Source organism: Parapedobacter flavus (assembly GCF_035818675.1).
GTDB lineage: Bacteria > Bacteroidota > Bacteroidia > Sphingobacteriales > Sphingobacteriaceae > Parapedobacter > Parapedobacter flavus.
The window spans coordinates 1-14,716 of the sequence record NZ_JAYKZZ010000040.1 but is presented as its reverse complement, the minus strand read 5'-3'; the positions used below and the strand labels follow the sequence as shown (position 1 = coordinate 14,716).

The window sequence follows — 14,716 nt, the reverse complement described above, 5'->3', positions numbered from 1 at the left end:
GGCGGTATTGGCGGCGCTGAAAGAAACCGCAAGAATTCGTTAACTGCACATTCGGGATATTTCTCTATATTCGCGGTTCAGCAGGCATGTCCCCTTTGAGGGCGACCCGACGACAGGATAATCGACCTTATGGTGCGCAAATATTTCGGCACAGACGGTATTCGTGGCAAAGCCAACGAAGGCGCGATGACGGCGGAAACCGCCTTGCGCGTCGGCATGGCGGCTGGCCGTGTCTTTCGTCGCGGTGACCACCGCCATCGTGTCGTGATCGGCAAGGATACGCGCCTGTCGGGCTATATGCTTGAACCCGCGCTCACAGCCGGTTTCACCTCGATGGGCATGGACGTATTCCTTTTTGGCCCGCTGCCGACAACGTATAGGAAGAATAAACGCCCTTTTCACCCAAGTCCAACAGCTTTGGACCGCAGTTGACTCTTTCGACACCCCTGCGATGCAACCCAATCCGGCTGACGGGGAGCCAGCAACGCTGAAAATTTACCCTCCTCTTTCCCACTAGCGGCTCCTTTTCCGACAACCAGCACGGCGGATCCCTGCCGCGGCGCTGTGAACGCAGCATTTTGATTGGTATCGTTGGCCTTCAGGCTCGTCAGTCAAACAGACCCAGGAGCAGCTCAGCCGGTGGCGCCCGGCTTTCGGGTAACGCCCTGGTCCCGCTGGTTTCGGCTTTGTGCTTCAGGTGATCAAGGATCTGCTTGATCACTATAGGGTCTTCAATGCAGGCGATGACTTTCATGGCGCCGCCGCAGCCGCTGCAGGTCTCGATGTCGATATTGAAAACACGCTTGAGCCGTTGCGCCCATGTCATCGACGCTCGCCGTTGTGCTGGTGTTGCCGGTTCATCAGCCACCCTGACCTTGTTGCCCCTGCCCCGTTTTGCCGGCGTGACCAACGCCCGGTGCCGACTGTTGGGTGCGAACACCCCGTGGAAGCGGGTTAGGTTGACTCTGGGCTTCGGTACCAGGGCGGCCAGCCTTGCAATGAAATCCAATGGTTCGAAAATGACGTGCGTGGTGCCGTCCCGGTACGGCGTCTTGAGCTGGTAGCGCACGTTGCCGCCTCGTGTTAACGACAGCCGCTTCTCGGATACCGCCGGGCGGCTGATGTACCGGCACAGCCGTTCGAGCTTCTTGCGTTCATCGGCCCTGGCCGCCACGCCGGCGTGCAGGCTGGACCCGGCTACCTTGCCAATCCCGTCACCGAACGGATCACCACTGGTCGGCAGAGTTTGCAAAGTGAACACCTTTCGCCCCGCCTGTGAACCGACAGCGATACGGTAAGTGATCGAGTGCCCCAGCAGGGGTGTCATCGGGTCGTCATCCACCGCATCCGAGGCCAGATAGCTGTTTTCGACATCCCGTTCCAGCAGGCCTTGCCGTTCCAGATAGCGACCCACCCGGTGGGCGATGGTGTGCGTCAGCTGGGTGAGCTCTGGGCTGGTCGGCGCCTTGACCCAGCGGAAACGCGCTGAGCCGTGGGATTGCTCGACATACACACCGTCGAGAAACAGCATGTGGAAGTGAACATTCAGATTGAGCGCCGATCCAAAACGCTGGATCAGGGTGACCGCGCCCGTCTTGGCCACTTGGTGGGTATGGCCCGCTTTCTTGACCAGGTGCGTGGCAATGACGCGGTAAACGATGCCCAGCACCCACCCCATGATCTCGGGCCGGCTGGCAAACAGGAAACGCAGCTGAAACGGGAAGCTCAACACCCACTGACGCATGGGTTGTTCAGGCAGTACTTCATCAACCAGCAAGGCGGCACTTTCGGCCATCCGCCGCGCCCCACAGCTCGGGCAGAAACCGCGACGCTTACAGCTGAAAGCGACCAGGTGCTCGGCGTGGCAAGACTCGCAGCGAACCCGTAGAAAGCCATGCTCCAGCCGCCCGCATTGGAGAAATTCTTCAAATTCCCGTTGCACATAGCCCGGCAATTCCTTTCCCTGCTCTGCCATAAGCGCAGCGAATGCCGGGTAATACTCGTCAACGATCTGATAGAGAAGGGTTTGCTCGGGTCGGTGGCTCTGGTAACGACCAGTATCCCGATCCCGGCTGGCCGTCCTGGCCGCCACATGAGGCATGTTCCGCGTCCTTGCAATACTGTGTTTACATACAGTCTATCGCTTAGCGGAAAGTTCTTTTACCCTCAGCCGAAATGCCTGCCGTTGCTAGACATTGCCAGCCAGTGCCCGTCACTCCCACTCGATTGTAAACAAGCACACAAAACCCTTTAGTGACAACAATTTGCAAGAACTATCAGGCTCAGTGCCATGAAAAATACCATGACCAGATCATGAGGTTGAACACGGCTTGCGCCGGCAGCGTTCACGCTCCTGGTCGGCGATCTCGCCCGGCTGCAATGCTAGCTCAGCATCGGTCATGCGCTCCAGCACGTCGCGTAGGCGGATGGTGCAAGGAATGGGCGGCAGCTCGAACTCATAGCCGCCGGCGATCATTTCGGCCGCAATCTCCTCGGTGATGAAAAACGGCTCGTCGTCTTGGTTCGGCTTCTTCATGCCCTTTCCTCCTGGCGCTCATCCTGGCCGACAGCGGCCAGGGCATCGGCTTCCGTCAATGCGTCCTCCACGAACGCGCCGTGCTGCTTCGCTTCGGCCTGGCTGACCTCGGCCCATATCCGTTTCACCTGGGCCGCACTGTACCCGGCCAGCTCGGCGGTCTTGTTGATGCTGTAGCCGGACTTGCGCAGCGCGACAACTTGGGCGCGGCGCTTCGGATCAGCACGGCGGCCCTTGTACCGCCCGGCCTGGCGGGCCAACTCAATGCCTTGGCGCTGGCGTTCGCGCCTGTCCTCGTAGTCGTCGCGGGCCATCTGCAAGGCCAGGCGAAAAAGCATGATCTGCACGGCTTCCAGCACGATCTTGGCGACGCCCTGGGCCTCGGCCGCCAGGTCGGATAGATCGACCACGCCAGGGACGGCCAGGCGTGCGCCTTTGGCCTGTATCGAGGCCACCAGGCGCTCGGCCTCGGGCAAAGGTAGGCGGCTGATGCGGTCGATCTTCTCGGCAATGACCACCTCGCCGGGCTGTAGGTCGCCGATCATGCGCAGCAGCTCAGGCCGGTCGGCGCGTGCGCCGGATGCCTTCTCACGGTAGATGCCGGCGACGTAGTAGCCGGCGGCCTTCGCGGCCGTAGTGATCGCCTCTTGGCGTTCCAAGTCCTGCGCGTCGGTGCTGACGCGCAGATAGACCCGCGCCACCATCGGCGCGGCTACTGGCTTCGTCCTGCGCATACTTGCGGGCTCCTTTGGGCATACTCAAATGCACCCATCTTAAACTGGCAGGCCAATTTATCACATATCGATCTAAATGCGCCTAGCTCATTTTTACAGCTTAAATGAGCTATTGAGCACACTCCATATTTCGACTATTATTGAAACATGGAAACGATAAATGCTGTAGCCGCCCTGGCGGCCATCGCTCAAGAATCGCGCCTCGCGGTGTTCCGGCTTCTCGTCCAGGCCGGCCCCGCCGGCATGGCCGCCGGAAAAATCAGCGAAGCGGCCGGCATCCCGCCGTCTTCGCTATCCTTCCACCTGAAAGAGCTGGCACACGCCGGCATGGTCACGTCGCGGCAAGAAGGCCGATTTGTGATCTACGAGGCGAACTTTTCGACGGCCACTAACCTGGTGGCCTTTCTCACGGAAAACTGCTGCGGCGGCCAGGTGTGCAACCTGTCTTGCACCACGGAAGCCGGGAAGGTGTTGGCATGAGACTTCGCCATCTTTCCGACCCCGATTCTTTGCCCGCTTTGGACAAATCCTTTGCCATCGAGCGCCCGGCGCTCGGGCTGGCACCCGACGCCCCGCCGGTGCGTATCCTGCTGCTGTATGGCTCGCTGCGCGCCCGCTCGTTCTCACGGCTGGCCGTCGAGGAAGCGGCCCGGCTGCTGCAATTCTTTGGCGCAGAAACACGCATCTTCGACCCGTCCGATTTGCCGTTGCCCGATCAAGTGCAAAGCGACGATCACCCGGCCGTCAAGGAGCTGCGCGCCCTGTCCGAGTGGTCAGAGGGACAAGTCTGGTGCAGCCCGGAACGCCACGGTCAGATTACCAGTGTCATGAAGGCGCAGATTGACCATCTGCCGCTTGAAATGGCCGGCATCCGGCCGACCCAAGGCCGCACCCTGGCCGTGATGCAGGTATCCGGCGGCTCGCAGAGCTTCAACGCCGTGAACACCTTGCGTCTGCTCGGCCGCTGGATGCGAATGTTCACCATTCCGAACCAGTCGAGTATCGCCAAAGCGTTCCAAGAGTTCGACGCGGCGGGCCGCATGAAGCCCTCGCCGTACTACGACCGAATAGCCGATGTGATGGAAGAACTGGTGCGCTTCACGGCGCTGGTACGGCCGCACCGTGAAGCACTGACAGACCGCTATTCCGAACGGAAAGCGGCCGGCCACGTCATCGACGAGGCCACCGATCTTTCATCCATCGCCATTGCTCCCCAGCCACTACCAGAAAGCGAAACATCATGACCGAAAGAATCTATAACGTCCTCATCCTCTGCACCGGCAATTCGGCGCGCAGCATCATGGCCGAAGCTCTCATCAACACGATGGGGCAAGGGCGCTTCCGCGCCTACAGCGCCGGCAGTCACCCAACCGGCAAGGTCAATCCCTTCGCCGTCGAAAAGGTGGAGTCGGTGAATTACCCGACCGAGAATCTGCGCAGCAAGAGCTGGGACGAGTACGCCACGCCCGACGCACCGAAGATGGACTTCATCATCACCGTCTGCGACAACGCCGCCGGCGAAATGTGTCCGGTGTGGCCTGGTCAGCCGATCTCGGCGCATTGGGGATTTGAAGACCCGGCCGCCGTCGAAGGCACTGACGCCGAGAAGCGCCGGGCCTTCGAACAAACCTTCCGGCACATGATGAACCGCGTCCGCCTGTTCGTGAATCTGCCTCTCAAAATGCTTGACCAGACGGCCATCAAGCGCGAGCTGGCGAACATCGGCAAGACCGAGCAGGAAGCATGAGCGCCGGCGCACAGGCCATCGCCGCGAAGCCGCGCCAGGCCCCGATGAGCGGCTTCGAGCGTTACCTGACGCTGTGGGTGGCCCTGTGCATCGTCGCCGGTGTTGCGCTCGGCCAGGGCCTTCCTGACGTGTTCCAGGCCATAGGCCGCATGGAAGTGGCCCAGGTCAATTTGCCGGTGGGCCTGCTGATTTGGGTAATGATCGTCCCGATGCTGGTCAAGATCGACTTCGGGGCGCTGCACCAGGTCAAAGAGCATTGGCGCGGCATCGGCGTCACGCTGTTCGTGAATTGGGCCGTCAAGCCATTCTCGATGGCCCTGCTGGGGTGGCTGTTCATCCGACAAGTGTTCGCTCCGTTCCTGCCGGCCGATCAACTGGACAGCTACATCGCGGGCTTGATCTTGCTGGCCGCCGCGCCCTGCACGGCAATGGTGTTCGTGTGGAGCCGCCTTACCAACGGCGACCCGCTTTTCACGCTCTCGCAAGTGGCTCTGAACGACGCCATCATGATCGTGGCCTTCGCGCCCATCGTCGGCCTGCTGCTGGGCATGTCCTCGATCTCGGTGCCTTGGGACACGCTGCTGATTTCGGTCGTGCTCTACATCATCGTGCCGGTGATCCTGGCGCAGCTCTTGCGGCGGCATCTGCTCAAGCAAGGACAGGCCGCCTTTGAACGGGCCATGCAGAAGATCGGGCCGTGGTCGATGGCCGCGCTGCTGCTGACGTTGGTTCTACTGTTCGCCTTCCAGGGCGAGGCCATCATCCGGCAGCCGTTAGTGATCGCCATGCTAGCCGTGCCGATCTTGATTCAAGTGTTCTTCAATTCCGGGTTAGCCTACTGGCTGAACAAGCGGGCGGGGGAAAAGCACTCTGTCGCCTGTCCTTCGGCCCTGATCGGTGCCAGCAACTTCTTCGAGCTGGCCGTGGCGGCCGCCATCAGCTTGTTCGGTCTGCACTCCGGCGCTGCATTGGCAACCGTGGTCGGCGTCCTGGTCGAAGTGCCGGTGATGCTGCTGGTCGTGCGCGTGGTGAATCGCTCGAAGAGCTGGTACGAACGAGGTTGAACATGAGTAGGAAAAAACTGAGGAAATGATTGCAGATTGCCGCGCCGGCCGCTTCCTGGCGCATTCGATCACTGACCTGGAACACCTAGTATCCATGCTTGCTGAGGTCGCCCGATGACAGACCCAAAGAACCTAGAGAACAGGCTGCATGAGAAGGCCGACCCGGCCCGCGCCGTTTCCACTGGTCGGGTGCGCTACACACTGGCCGAACTACTGGCCGACGCGGAAGCATCCGGGGCTTACCCGCTGCCGCCGGAGGAACGCGAATGGATGGATGCGCCGTCTGTGGGTCGGGAATGGCCAAACAGTGAAGATTGAAAAAGGCGGCCAGTTCGAGTGGCCGCCCTTTCGTCATTAGCTGCACGCTTGGCGCAAGGCGTTCATTGCTTCTTGAAAATCAGCCTGTGTCGCCCGGCCCGTTTCAGCTTGGTAGTACACCACCATAAAAGCATTAGCGACGGCTTCGGCCAATGGCCCAAGGCTCCGCGCTTCCGCTTGGTTGATGTACTCCAAAGAAGAAAGAATAGCCGCTGCTTGATGCACTGCTTGCCCTGGTTCGATAATATGTTGTGTTGTCATAATTCACCTCTCCAGTAGGTGTTGATTGAAAGTGCCGGGCTGGTTGTGGCCAGCCCGGTGCGCCTACAGGTACAGCCCCGCCGCCTCCGCGAATGCTGACCGCTCATTCCTGCCGCCATTAACCTCAATACTTATCGGCTTAGTTTCGCTCTCTCTCATAGGGTCTGGCCGTGATACAAAAGCGGCTGTTTCTGTCTCTGCATCGACCTCGGTCGATTGATCACCCAGCGGCGAAATAAATACCTGGCTGACTTCTTCCCTTGGCGCTTCATCCAGGGCCGCCAATGCGGCCATGTATGTTGATGTCGTCATCGTGCTAACTCCTGACTTCGTTACTATCTGGGCCAGAATCGGCGCCCAAGCTATTGCCCTCGAACTGGCCAGATTGGCTTGCTTCTTTCGGCTCCATGCTTTCGCGTATCGAAGCAGCCAGTTTTCCGCCTGTGGTTTCGCTCACTCGCTCCTGGAATCCCTGCTTCACTTGAGAGCCGACACCCTTGGCTAACTCGGAGGCCGTGCCTGTGGCCAGCTTCGCGGCCTTGGCAAAGCCGCCACCGCTTGAGCTACTGCCGCTGTCACCAAAGCCAGCCGCTTGGGCGAATGGGCTACTGCCAGCAGTACCCGCTTCACCACCACCGTTTCCGCCACTGCTGACAACTGACCCCATGCTGGACATGTCACCGCCGGTTTCCATACTCGCTGATGCTTTCTGAAAAGCCGCTTGGAGTGCACTTGCACCTCCGGCTGCACCGGCTGCGGCACCCATAACCGCTTTACCTGCCAGGGCAGCGCCGCCAGTTGCCATACTGGCCGCCGTCACCGCCGCCCCAACTGCCGCACCCGCACCGAAGTTTCCAATTCCACCGGCTGCGCCAATACCACCACCAGACACAAGACCAGAAATCATCGGCGGAACTTTGTTGACCAAGAAAAGCAAGATGACCGATATAACCAACATCACGGCCAGTTCCTGGGATGCCATGTTCTCGCTGATTTGCGTGTAGTAGTGATTGATGAACTCTTTGCCAATCGCAACCAGAAGCACCATTGCCATAAGCTGTGCGGCCAGGCCCAGCACGGTCTTGTAGTAATTGATCGCCATGTCGGAAGTCCAACGACTTCCACCAAAGCCAAGGAAGAACACACCGGCATACAACAGAATCCAGGCTGATGCGAGCAACAGCAACAGGTTGACCGCAATCAACGCCAGGACAAACAAAACAGCCAGGGCCATTAGCTCCATGACCAGAGCAGTTGCCATCTGCCGCCATCCCAGCTCCGAGGTGGCCTGTACTGTGCGGTTGTATAACTCGAAACCAAGATCAAGGATGCTGGAGGGCCCAAGATTGCTATTGGAAAGTCCCCCCGCCTGCGCGCCCAGAGTTTGCAATGACTGAACAATCGTACCGGCGATATTCATGCCCTGGTTCGCATTCGTCAGCAACCACCAGAAAAAGCCGGTGAAGATCGTGAAGCGAACGAACTCCGCGAAGAACTCGCCAATGTCGGCCTTGCGCAAAGCCATCATGCCGAATGTCCAGACCATCGAAATCACAACCAGCGTCCAGAACAAACGCGATGCAGCGGACTCAATAGCTGGCCCCCATGTTGCGGCAGCATCATGAAAACGCTTGAGCACATCATTCATAACACCGCTGCTACTTAGCTCCTGCGCCATTGCAGGTTCAGCCAGCACCATTGTGGCGACCATCATCAAGCCACCTAGAGCAATTTTCTTTCTCATGGCGACCACCTCAATAATCATCTTTAGGGCTGGGCTTGAACTCCCACTGACGCATCTGCTTGGCCTTCTGGAATGCTCTGCATTCCTCGGTAAAGGCCTCTCGGTTCGCTTCGCTGCGCATTTCATTCAGTGCTGCCTGGAACGCATCGGGGGCACACGTCGCCGCATTTGGTTCGGGCATCCTTTCCTGTTCACATCCAGCCAACAACAGCAACGTAGCCGCGGTAGTAAAAAAGATTTTTTTCATCTCACCGCCTCCCTAGTAGTTGTCTGCCGGACTCGGGCGAAACGTCCAGGTACGCATTTGCTCGGCCCTGGCATCACCTCGCGCCTCGGCATCGAGTTCTGCTGCAATCCGGGCTGCCTCCGCGTTGTGTTGGGCGGTCAACATGGTGCGAATCTGCAAGAGCTGATTGGCCTGCTGGCTGGCGAGCTGGTTGGCGTAGCCGATGGCCTGTAGCTGGCCAGTTGCACCCTGGGCCGCGCCTTGCAGCCGCTCCAGGGTACGGGCGTCATCCTTCAAAGCCTTTTGCTGGTCGGCAACGGTCTGGAACAGGGCATCGTTGGCCTTCTTTTGCGACTCTGACGCCAGGCGGCGGTTCTCTTCCATCGCTGCCTTTTCGGCCGGCGTGCATCCGCCGCTGCCGTTGAAGCATGGCGAGCTGCGGTAATAGGCCACGTCCTGAAACTTGGCCAGGTAACGATCCAGGCTGCCTAGCTGGTTCTCGTAATAGGCCAGCGTGTTTTGCGCGGCAATCAGCCGGTTGATCGTAGTCTGCGCCTGATCCCAGATATACGCGGCTGGGGCCATCGTGTTCTGGAGCTGATTTTCGTACTGCTGCAACTGGGTCTGGTACTGCTCAATCTGCTTGAGCGTCTGCGCCACCGACTCGATGGCCGTCATGATGTTCTGGGCCAGGTTGCCGCCGTCGATGACGGGGATACCAGCTTGCACAGGGGCGGTGGTAGTGGTGATAAAGCCGGTTGCGAGTGCAACGGCTAGAGCGGTTTTTTTAGCCGCTAAAATTTTGGACTTCATGGTCGTACTCCGTCGATGAAAAGAAGGCATTGCCTTGACCAAGCGTTGTGCTTGTTCTCGGCAACGTTTCATCGAAGAGCTACGCCACTAGCTGATCGGTATTGCCCTTGGCGCTGAGGCCCGGACTTACAAACGTAAAACTACTCTGTTTTTTTATCGCTTTCGGACAAGCCAACTTCCCGGCCAATCTCTTCAAGCTCTAGCGGCTGTACTGCCGCCGTCAGTATTTCGCGTATTTCCGCGTCGGTGCTCCTATCGTTGAGCGCTGCTCGAACTTTCAACGCACGGTGCACCTCGGCGGGTAAATTCCTGATAAGCACATTTGCCATATCAATACCCTTTTGGTGTACCCGACAACCATGCTATCAAAGATATTAAAAATAGCAAGACCTATACTCTTGCAACCGGCGGTAGCCGATCAGCCCCGCAGGGCAGGATTCCCGTTGAGTGCCCCCGGCGCGAATAAGGGACAGTGAAGATAGATAACCGGCTTGCCGGTTAGCTAACTTCACCCATCCTGCCCGCATTTCACCCACTATTGAAAATCTAGCGCATATCGAACGTAAAGCGTTTTATCGTCAAACAAACACCGATTCTTGGCAACATAACCGTAATCGTCACCAAATCGGCCTGCAATCGACATAGTCGCTTCAAAATCGCTGCTCAATCGGCTTTAAATCGGAACCTAAAATGCCAACAATCGACACAAACCATTCGCCCCGATGGGGCGAGTTGGACGCCAAAAAAGAAGGGCATAACCCGCCCCTCAAGTGTCAATGAACACAAGAAATTTGCCTCCCCTCCCGTCATACCACTAAGGCGACGTATTGATACTTGAGGGGCAACCTTTCCTGATGTTGACACCTTCACGCAGGTTACTGGTTATGGGCGTCCAACACACACGGCTCATTCCTGCTTGGTAATAATAAGAATAATAATCTTCTTATTATTCTTACCGAACGAATGGGCACTGCTTAGCCATTTCACGTTTCGAGCCAAGGTTTCAGTACAGATAACTACAAGTGCACACAGCGGCCCTCCAGCACCGTTAGACGCAGATTCTGCTTCAGCTCATGGAATAAGGGACTCCGGGTTGTTTTCCCCTCTCACAAGGCGTTTCAGCGGCCACTGAAGCCGCCTTCTCTTCTTGGCGTTAAACCATCGGCCTATGGCCGATTGATAAAGCCCGCCAGGGCTTTATTGGCAAGGTCAGAACGCGCCCTCAAGGCGCGAGCTGCACCGCGCATGATGGATTATCTTTAGATAATCTTGGATGGATTTCCCAAACTGCCCGCAAAGCAGCGCACCGTCTGGGTTTTCCAAATTGGGACGGGGAACGTTACGACGGCAGAAGGGGAGCGTTACGACGGTAACAAGGGAACGTTACGACGGTAAACGGGTGCAGTTGCCGTGGGGCCAGGCCTCTTGATCTCCCATTTTCCCTTGGCGTATTCGTTCACTACCCAACCCACGGCGGCAAGTTCGGCCAGTGCCTTCCGGGCAGTCTGACGGCGTTTTTTCATAGCTTCGGCATTGGCTTCATCTGGCCAGACATAGCCGCAAAGCGTGTCCAGTTCCACGCGCCCGGATTTGCCGGGGTCGATCCAGCCGCATAGCCGTTGGTGCATCAGCCGTGCCGGATCAGTCTGTAGCACCCGCACTTCCGCCATGTCGATACGGGCATATGGACGATGCCCCAGGATCGCTTCGGCAATACGCGGATTCAGGGCAACCCATAGCCTGCCGTCCGTCTCGTCAAAAGCATGACTCATCAGGTGGAACGCGGCTTGCCGCCGTCCCTTCGTCACAAGGATGGTGACGTTCGACATGCGCAGCAGGCTGGCTTTGAGCGCCTTGATGTTGTCGCCGCTATCCGTCATGCCCGTTTCTGAGAGCAGTTTGGTCAGGCTCTCACGAACCACCAAGCCGTCTTGCTCAATGGCTTCGAAACGGGGTTCAAGGAATAGCCGTAGCTGTCGCCCCGTCTCACTGGTCGGTTCCGGGGTTAGCAAGATGCCGTTCGGGCCGCCAAGGGCCACGATGCCTTGCAAAAGACGCATATCATCGGCCCCGAGAGGTTCGAATCCGACGAAACGCATGGATTCGTCCTCGCCAAAGGTGTAGGTCACGTCCAGCTTGCAGCGTTTGCGATCGCCACGCTTGAGGCTGCGGAACAGGCCAGGTGCCAAACAGTGCGCGGGATCATGTCGGACGTGGGTCAGGTCATGCTTAGGCTTCTTCACGCTGTCTCCTTTTCACCTTGCACTGCCGCTCCAGTACAGCAGGCTTCAACACGCCGCCGTCGTGCCGTCTAAACCAGAGTTCTTGAAAAGGTGCGCCATAGTTGGCCTTGCTGACGCCAAAGCGGACAAAATACCCACGCTGACAATCATCGACCCCCAGTATCTCGGCCTCGCCTTGCGTCATGCCGGATAGGTACGATTGCCAACGGATGTTATCAACCAGTACGGACGATCCACGACTGGCCTGCTGTTGATCGCCCGACCCCATCATGGCTGCGCTTTTACTCGCGTGGTGCAGAAACACAATGGAGCAGCCTGTATCAGCGGCTATGGCCTCCATGTGCCCAACAACCTGCGCCATCGGCCCGCTAGCGTTCTCCTCCTCAATGTGGAAGCGCCGCAAAGTGTCCAAGATCATCAAGCGACGACCTTCAGCGGCTCGTTTGAGAGCATCGAACCAGCTAGCAGCCATGATGTTTGGGCATTTACCGATCAAGGGTTCAATGAGCAAACCATCAGCCACGGCTTGCCGTTCCGCTGCGCTGAGGTGTGCCCCAAGGGCGTGCAGACGATGGTGAATAGCGGCCGGTGGATCTTCAGCAGGCAGATAGACCACTTGCCCGGTGGGAAACTCGCCTATTTCAAGTAAATCAGGCCCGCCTGCAATCTGTGCAGCCAATTGAAGGGCCAACATGGATTTACCAGCCCCACCAGGCGACACAAGAGCACCAACAGTGCCAGCAACCATATTAGGCAGAACATAATCAATGGGTGGCGGCAATTCCGTGAAAGCCGCCATAAGATCAAGAGCCATATAACTAGCCCTCTATAGGGCCAGGTCGCGCAGCTTGATCACCCGATGATTTACGTGCCTCAATCCACTCTTCGACCTCTGACAAATCCCAGGCGACATTTCTACTGGTTAACGCGATACGGCGTGGAAAATCCCCTCGCTGCTCCAGGTTATAAATTGTTCGTGTCGAAAGCGGGATCATCTCCAGGAGCTTCTTCCTGTTGATGAGGGTCTTTATATTTTGCATGGGTCAATACCTCTCAAATGAATAGTTGCTATTCATCGAGTAGCTGCGCGAAGCAGCTAATCGGTAATTGACCTGCCCGATGCCAATGGCGGCCTTATTTATAAATTCACGGCATCAACTTCAATGCTATCAAAGATAGCAAAAACATCAACCCTTACTGCCTCCCGAAGTCCACTCATCAATCATATCGGCCCAATCCTGCAACATCGCCGCCCGCTGCTCGCGGTACTCAGCCTTGTTGTAGACAGCCCTCACGCCCTTCTGCTCGTGCGCCAGGCACTTCTCGATCCAGTCGGTGTTGTAGCCGGCCTCATGCAACAGCGTGCTGGCTGTGCGCCGCAAATCATGCGGTCCGAACTTGGTAAGTGACTTCCCATCTTTCTGCGCCGCCTTGTAAGTCAGCGTCAGCACCTGGTTAAGTGTGGCAGCGCTCATCGGCGCATCCGAGTCGTACCGTGATGGCAAAACGAAGTCGGAACCACCGGCAAAGGTTTTCATGGCAATGAAAATATCCAGAGCCTGCTGGGACAGAAATACCAGGTGCGGGTTACGGCGTTTCATCCGCTCCTTTGGAATCGTCCACAACGCTTCGCTGAAATTGATCTCGCTCCAGGTCGCATTGGTCAGCTCGCTCTTGCGCACCATCGTCAGCAATAACAGCTTGGCCGCCGCACGGTTTGTTGGGCTTGTGCCCACTCGCTCCATGTACTGGTACATCAGCCCAATTTCTTCTGGCGTCAACGCTCGGTCACGTGGCTCGAATCGAGCGATGCTTGTTGGGCGCACCAGTTCTGCCGGGTTTTCGACCTTCTGCCCACGCTCGATGGCCCAGCGAAATACCTGCAACACGATTTCACGCACATGAACGGCGGTGGCCGGTGCGCCTCGCTCAACAATGGCATCAGCCAGCGCCCGCAAGTCTTCGTGGGTGATCTCCACCAGCTTCTGATTGCTGAATTTCGGCTTCAGCTCACGCTCATAAACCGAGCGGCGCATATCGCGGGTGGAGTCGGCCATCTGGTAGCCACGCAGCCACTTCTCCGCCCAGGCACCGAACGTCTCTGCATCTTTCACCCGCGCCTTGTCTCGGGCTTTCTCCTTGGCCGGCGACTTGCCCGCCGCAACCATCTTCTTGGCGTCACCCAACAGCTCGCGGGCTTCGGCCAGGGTGATGCCACCGACACCATAACGCCCAAAGGTGATGGTCTCCTGCCGACCGTTGATTGAGTAGTTGTAACGGAACGAGATGGAGCCGGCTGGAGTCACTGCCACATAGAGACCTTCCCGGTCATTCACTTTGTAGAGTTTGTCCCTGGGCTTGAGATTGCGCAGCTTGGTATCGGTCAGCATGTACCTTGTCCTTCTTCGTCTCCGATACCATGCTGAAAAAATCTCGAATTTATCGTATTTTTTCTTACGAAACAGTAACTTATAGAATATTAATACCATGAACACACAAAAGAACGCAGCATGGTATCGGCATCAATCATGGCATCGCCAAACCATAATACCAGCTTTAATGCCATGCTCAAACGGTGCTTGGCGCTTCCTCCCGTTGCCAGATCGTGCCAAACACAAACAAAAAAAAGCCCGCAATTACGCGGGCTTAGCGGCATTTCATGCCATCAGGTGCCTGGCTGTGCCAGACGCGGAATCATTCCCACTCTATTGTAAACAAGACATTTTTATCTTTTATATTCAATGGCTTATTTTCCTGCTAATTGGTAATACCATGAAAAATACCATGCTCAGAAAAGGCTTAACAATATTTTGAAAAATTGCCTACTGAGCGCTGCCGCACAGCTCCATAGGCCGCTTTCCTGGCTTTGCTTCCAGATGTATACTCTTCTGCTCCTGCAGCTAATGGATCACCGCAAACAGGTTACTCGCCTGGGGATTCCCTTTCGACCCGAGCATCCGTATGAGACTCATGCTCGATTATTATTACCTTAAATCCGCAAATAGATAAATAAAAAGAGCCGAAATAGGC

General features: G+C 57.3%; 20 protein-coding genes and 1 pseudogene. 7 read left to right on the top strand and 14 right to left on the bottom strand.

Annotation, left to right across the window (positions count from 1 at the left end; genetic code table 11):
• The first annotated feature begins 129 nt into the window (after positions 1–129).
• Entirely contained in the window at positions 130–432 is a 303-nt protein-coding gene (locus tag U9S71_RS20525; protein ID WP_000251875.1) for a phosphoglucosamine mutase, read from the top strand.
• 175 nt (positions 433–607) lie between these two features.
• On the opposite strand, the gene U9S71_RS20520 is transcribed toward U9S71_RS20525, so the two are convergent.
• The 3 genes from U9S71_RS20520 to U9S71_RS20510 all read right to left on the bottom strand — a co-directional run bounded on the left by U9S71_RS20520 (position 608) and on the right by U9S71_RS20510 (position 3,270).
• Positions 608–2,101, bottom strand: coding sequence for an IS91-like element ISCR2 family transposase (locus tag U9S71_RS20520; protein ID WP_001120888.1), 1,494 nt, complete (start codon positions 2,099–2,101; stop codon positions 608–610).
• Positions 2,102–2,311: 210 nt separating this feature from the next.
• The gene (locus U9S71_RS20515; protein ID WP_000743213.1) at positions 2,312–2,536 is read right to left on the bottom strand and encodes a hypothetical protein; all 225 of its coding nucleotides are present in this window, start codon (positions 2,534–2,536) and stop codon (positions 2,312–2,314) included.
• Positions 2,533–3,270, bottom strand: coding sequence for a recombinase family protein (locus U9S71_RS20510; RefSeq protein WP_001366550.1), 738 nt, complete (start codon positions 3,268–3,270; stop codon positions 2,533–2,535). Before U9S71_RS20510 ends, U9S71_RS20515 begins: the two co-directional genes overlap by 4 nt.
• Positions 3,271–3,417: 147 nt before the next feature.
• Here U9S71_RS20510 and U9S71_RS20505 point away from each other — a divergent pair, with 147 nt between their 5' ends.
• From U9S71_RS20505 to U9S71_RS20485, 5 genes are all read left to right on the top strand, one after another.
• Entirely contained in the window at positions 3,418–3,750 is a 333-nt protein-coding gene (locus U9S71_RS20505; RefSeq protein ID WP_000447876.1) for an ArsR/SmtB family transcription factor, read from the top strand.
• Positions 3,747–4,514: an arsenical resistance protein ArsH gene (gene arsH / locus U9S71_RS20500; protein ID WP_001239389.1), complete on the top strand. Its 768-nt coding sequence runs from the start codon at positions 3,747–3,749 to the stop codon at positions 4,512–4,514. Before U9S71_RS20505 ends, arsH begins: the two co-directional genes overlap by 4 nt.
• Positions 4,511–5,017 (top strand): arsenate reductase ArsC, encoded by a 507-nt coding sequence (locus U9S71_RS20495; RefSeq protein ID WP_000140066.1) that lies wholly within the window; start codon positions 4,511–4,513, stop codon positions 5,015–5,017. Before arsH ends, U9S71_RS20495 begins: the two co-directional genes overlap by 4 nt.
• Positions 5,014–6,081, top strand: a complete 1,068-nt coding sequence (arsB, locus tag U9S71_RS20490) for an ACR3 family arsenite efflux transporter (RefSeq protein WP_001272375.1) — start codon at positions 5,014–5,016, stop codon at positions 6,079–6,081. Before U9S71_RS20495 ends, arsB begins: the two co-directional genes overlap by 4 nt.
• Positions 6,082–6,195: 114 nt before the next feature.
• Positions 6,196–6,399: a hypothetical protein gene (locus U9S71_RS20485; RefSeq protein WP_000131871.1), complete on the top strand. Its 204-nt coding sequence runs from the start codon at positions 6,196–6,198 to the stop codon at positions 6,397–6,399.
• Between the two features lie 36 nt (positions 6,400–6,435).
• Here U9S71_RS20485 and U9S71_RS20480 read toward each other — a convergent pair whose 3' ends face one another.
• The 11 genes and pseudogenes from U9S71_RS20480 to U9S71_RS20435 form a co-directional block, all read right to left on the bottom strand.
• Positions 6,436–6,660, bottom strand: coding sequence for a type I toxin-antitoxin system ptaRNA1 family toxin (locus tag U9S71_RS20480; protein ID WP_000211355.1), 225 nt, complete (start codon positions 6,658–6,660; stop codon positions 6,436–6,438).
• A 63-nt stretch (positions 6,661–6,723) separates the two neighbouring features.
• Entirely contained in the window at positions 6,724–6,972 is a 249-nt protein-coding gene (locus tag U9S71_RS20475) for a hypothetical protein (RefSeq protein WP_000213809.1), read from the bottom strand.
• Positions 6,973–6,976: 4 nt separating this feature from the next.
• Positions 6,977–8,404, bottom strand: a complete 1,428-nt coding sequence (trbL, locus tag U9S71_RS20470) for a P-type conjugative transfer protein TrbL (RefSeq protein WP_001405816.1) — start codon at positions 8,402–8,404, stop codon at positions 6,977–6,979.
• A gap of 10 nt (positions 8,405–8,414) precedes the next feature.
• Entirely contained in the window at positions 8,415–8,651 is a 237-nt protein-coding gene (gene trbK, locus U9S71_RS20465) for an entry exclusion lipoprotein TrbK (RefSeq protein ID WP_000718002.1), read from the bottom strand.
• A gap of 12 nt (positions 8,652–8,663) precedes the next feature.
• The gene (gene trbJ, locus U9S71_RS20460; RefSeq protein ID WP_000836966.1) at positions 8,664–9,443 is read right to left on the bottom strand and encodes a P-type conjugative transfer protein TrbJ; all 780 of its coding nucleotides are present in this window, start codon (positions 9,441–9,443) and stop codon (positions 8,664–8,666) included.
• Between the two features lie 140 nt (positions 9,444–9,583).
• Positions 9,584–9,772, bottom strand: coding sequence for a FitA-like ribbon-helix-helix domain-containing protein (locus tag U9S71_RS20455; protein WP_000024442.1), 189 nt, complete (start codon positions 9,770–9,772; stop codon positions 9,584–9,586).
• Positions 9,773–10,804: 1,032 nt separating this feature from the next.
• Positions 10,805–11,686 (bottom strand): replication protein C, IncQ-type, encoded by an 882-nt coding sequence (gene repC / locus U9S71_RS20450; RefSeq protein ID WP_000743064.1) that lies wholly within the window; start codon positions 11,684–11,686, stop codon positions 10,805–10,807.
• Positions 11,673–11,957 carry a P-loop NTPase family protein gene (locus U9S71_RS20445; RefSeq protein ID WP_024069237.1) on the bottom strand — a complete coding sequence of 95 codons (285 nt, stop codon included), beginning with the start codon at positions 11,955–11,957 and terminating at the stop codon, positions 11,673–11,675. The genes repC and U9S71_RS20445 overlap by 14 nt, the downstream gene beginning before the upstream one ends.
• A gap of 63 nt (positions 11,958–12,020) precedes the next feature.
• Positions 12,021–12,434: pseudogene (locus U9S71_RS20440) on the bottom strand (AAA family ATPase); the annotation flags it as partial.
• A gap of 70 nt (positions 12,435–12,504) precedes the next feature.
• Positions 12,505–12,726: a helix-turn-helix transcriptional regulator gene (locus U9S71_RS21135; protein ID WP_001179606.1), complete on the bottom strand. Its 222-nt coding sequence runs from the start codon at positions 12,724–12,726 to the stop codon at positions 12,505–12,507.
• 147 nt (positions 12,727–12,873) lie between these two features.
• Positions 12,874–14,076: a tyrosine-type recombinase/integrase gene (locus tag U9S71_RS20435; RefSeq protein WP_000954590.1), complete on the bottom strand. Its 1,203-nt coding sequence runs from the start codon at positions 14,074–14,076 to the stop codon at positions 12,874–12,876.
• Positions 14,077–14,173: 97 nt separating this feature from the next.
• Here U9S71_RS20435 and U9S71_RS20430 point away from each other — a divergent pair, with 97 nt between their 5' ends.
• On the top strand, positions 14,174–14,500 hold the full coding sequence (locus tag U9S71_RS20430; RefSeq protein ID WP_004743240.1) for a hypothetical protein: 327 nt from the start codon (positions 14,174–14,176) through the stop codon (positions 14,498–14,500).
• Positions 14,501–14,716: the final 216 nt, after the last annotated feature.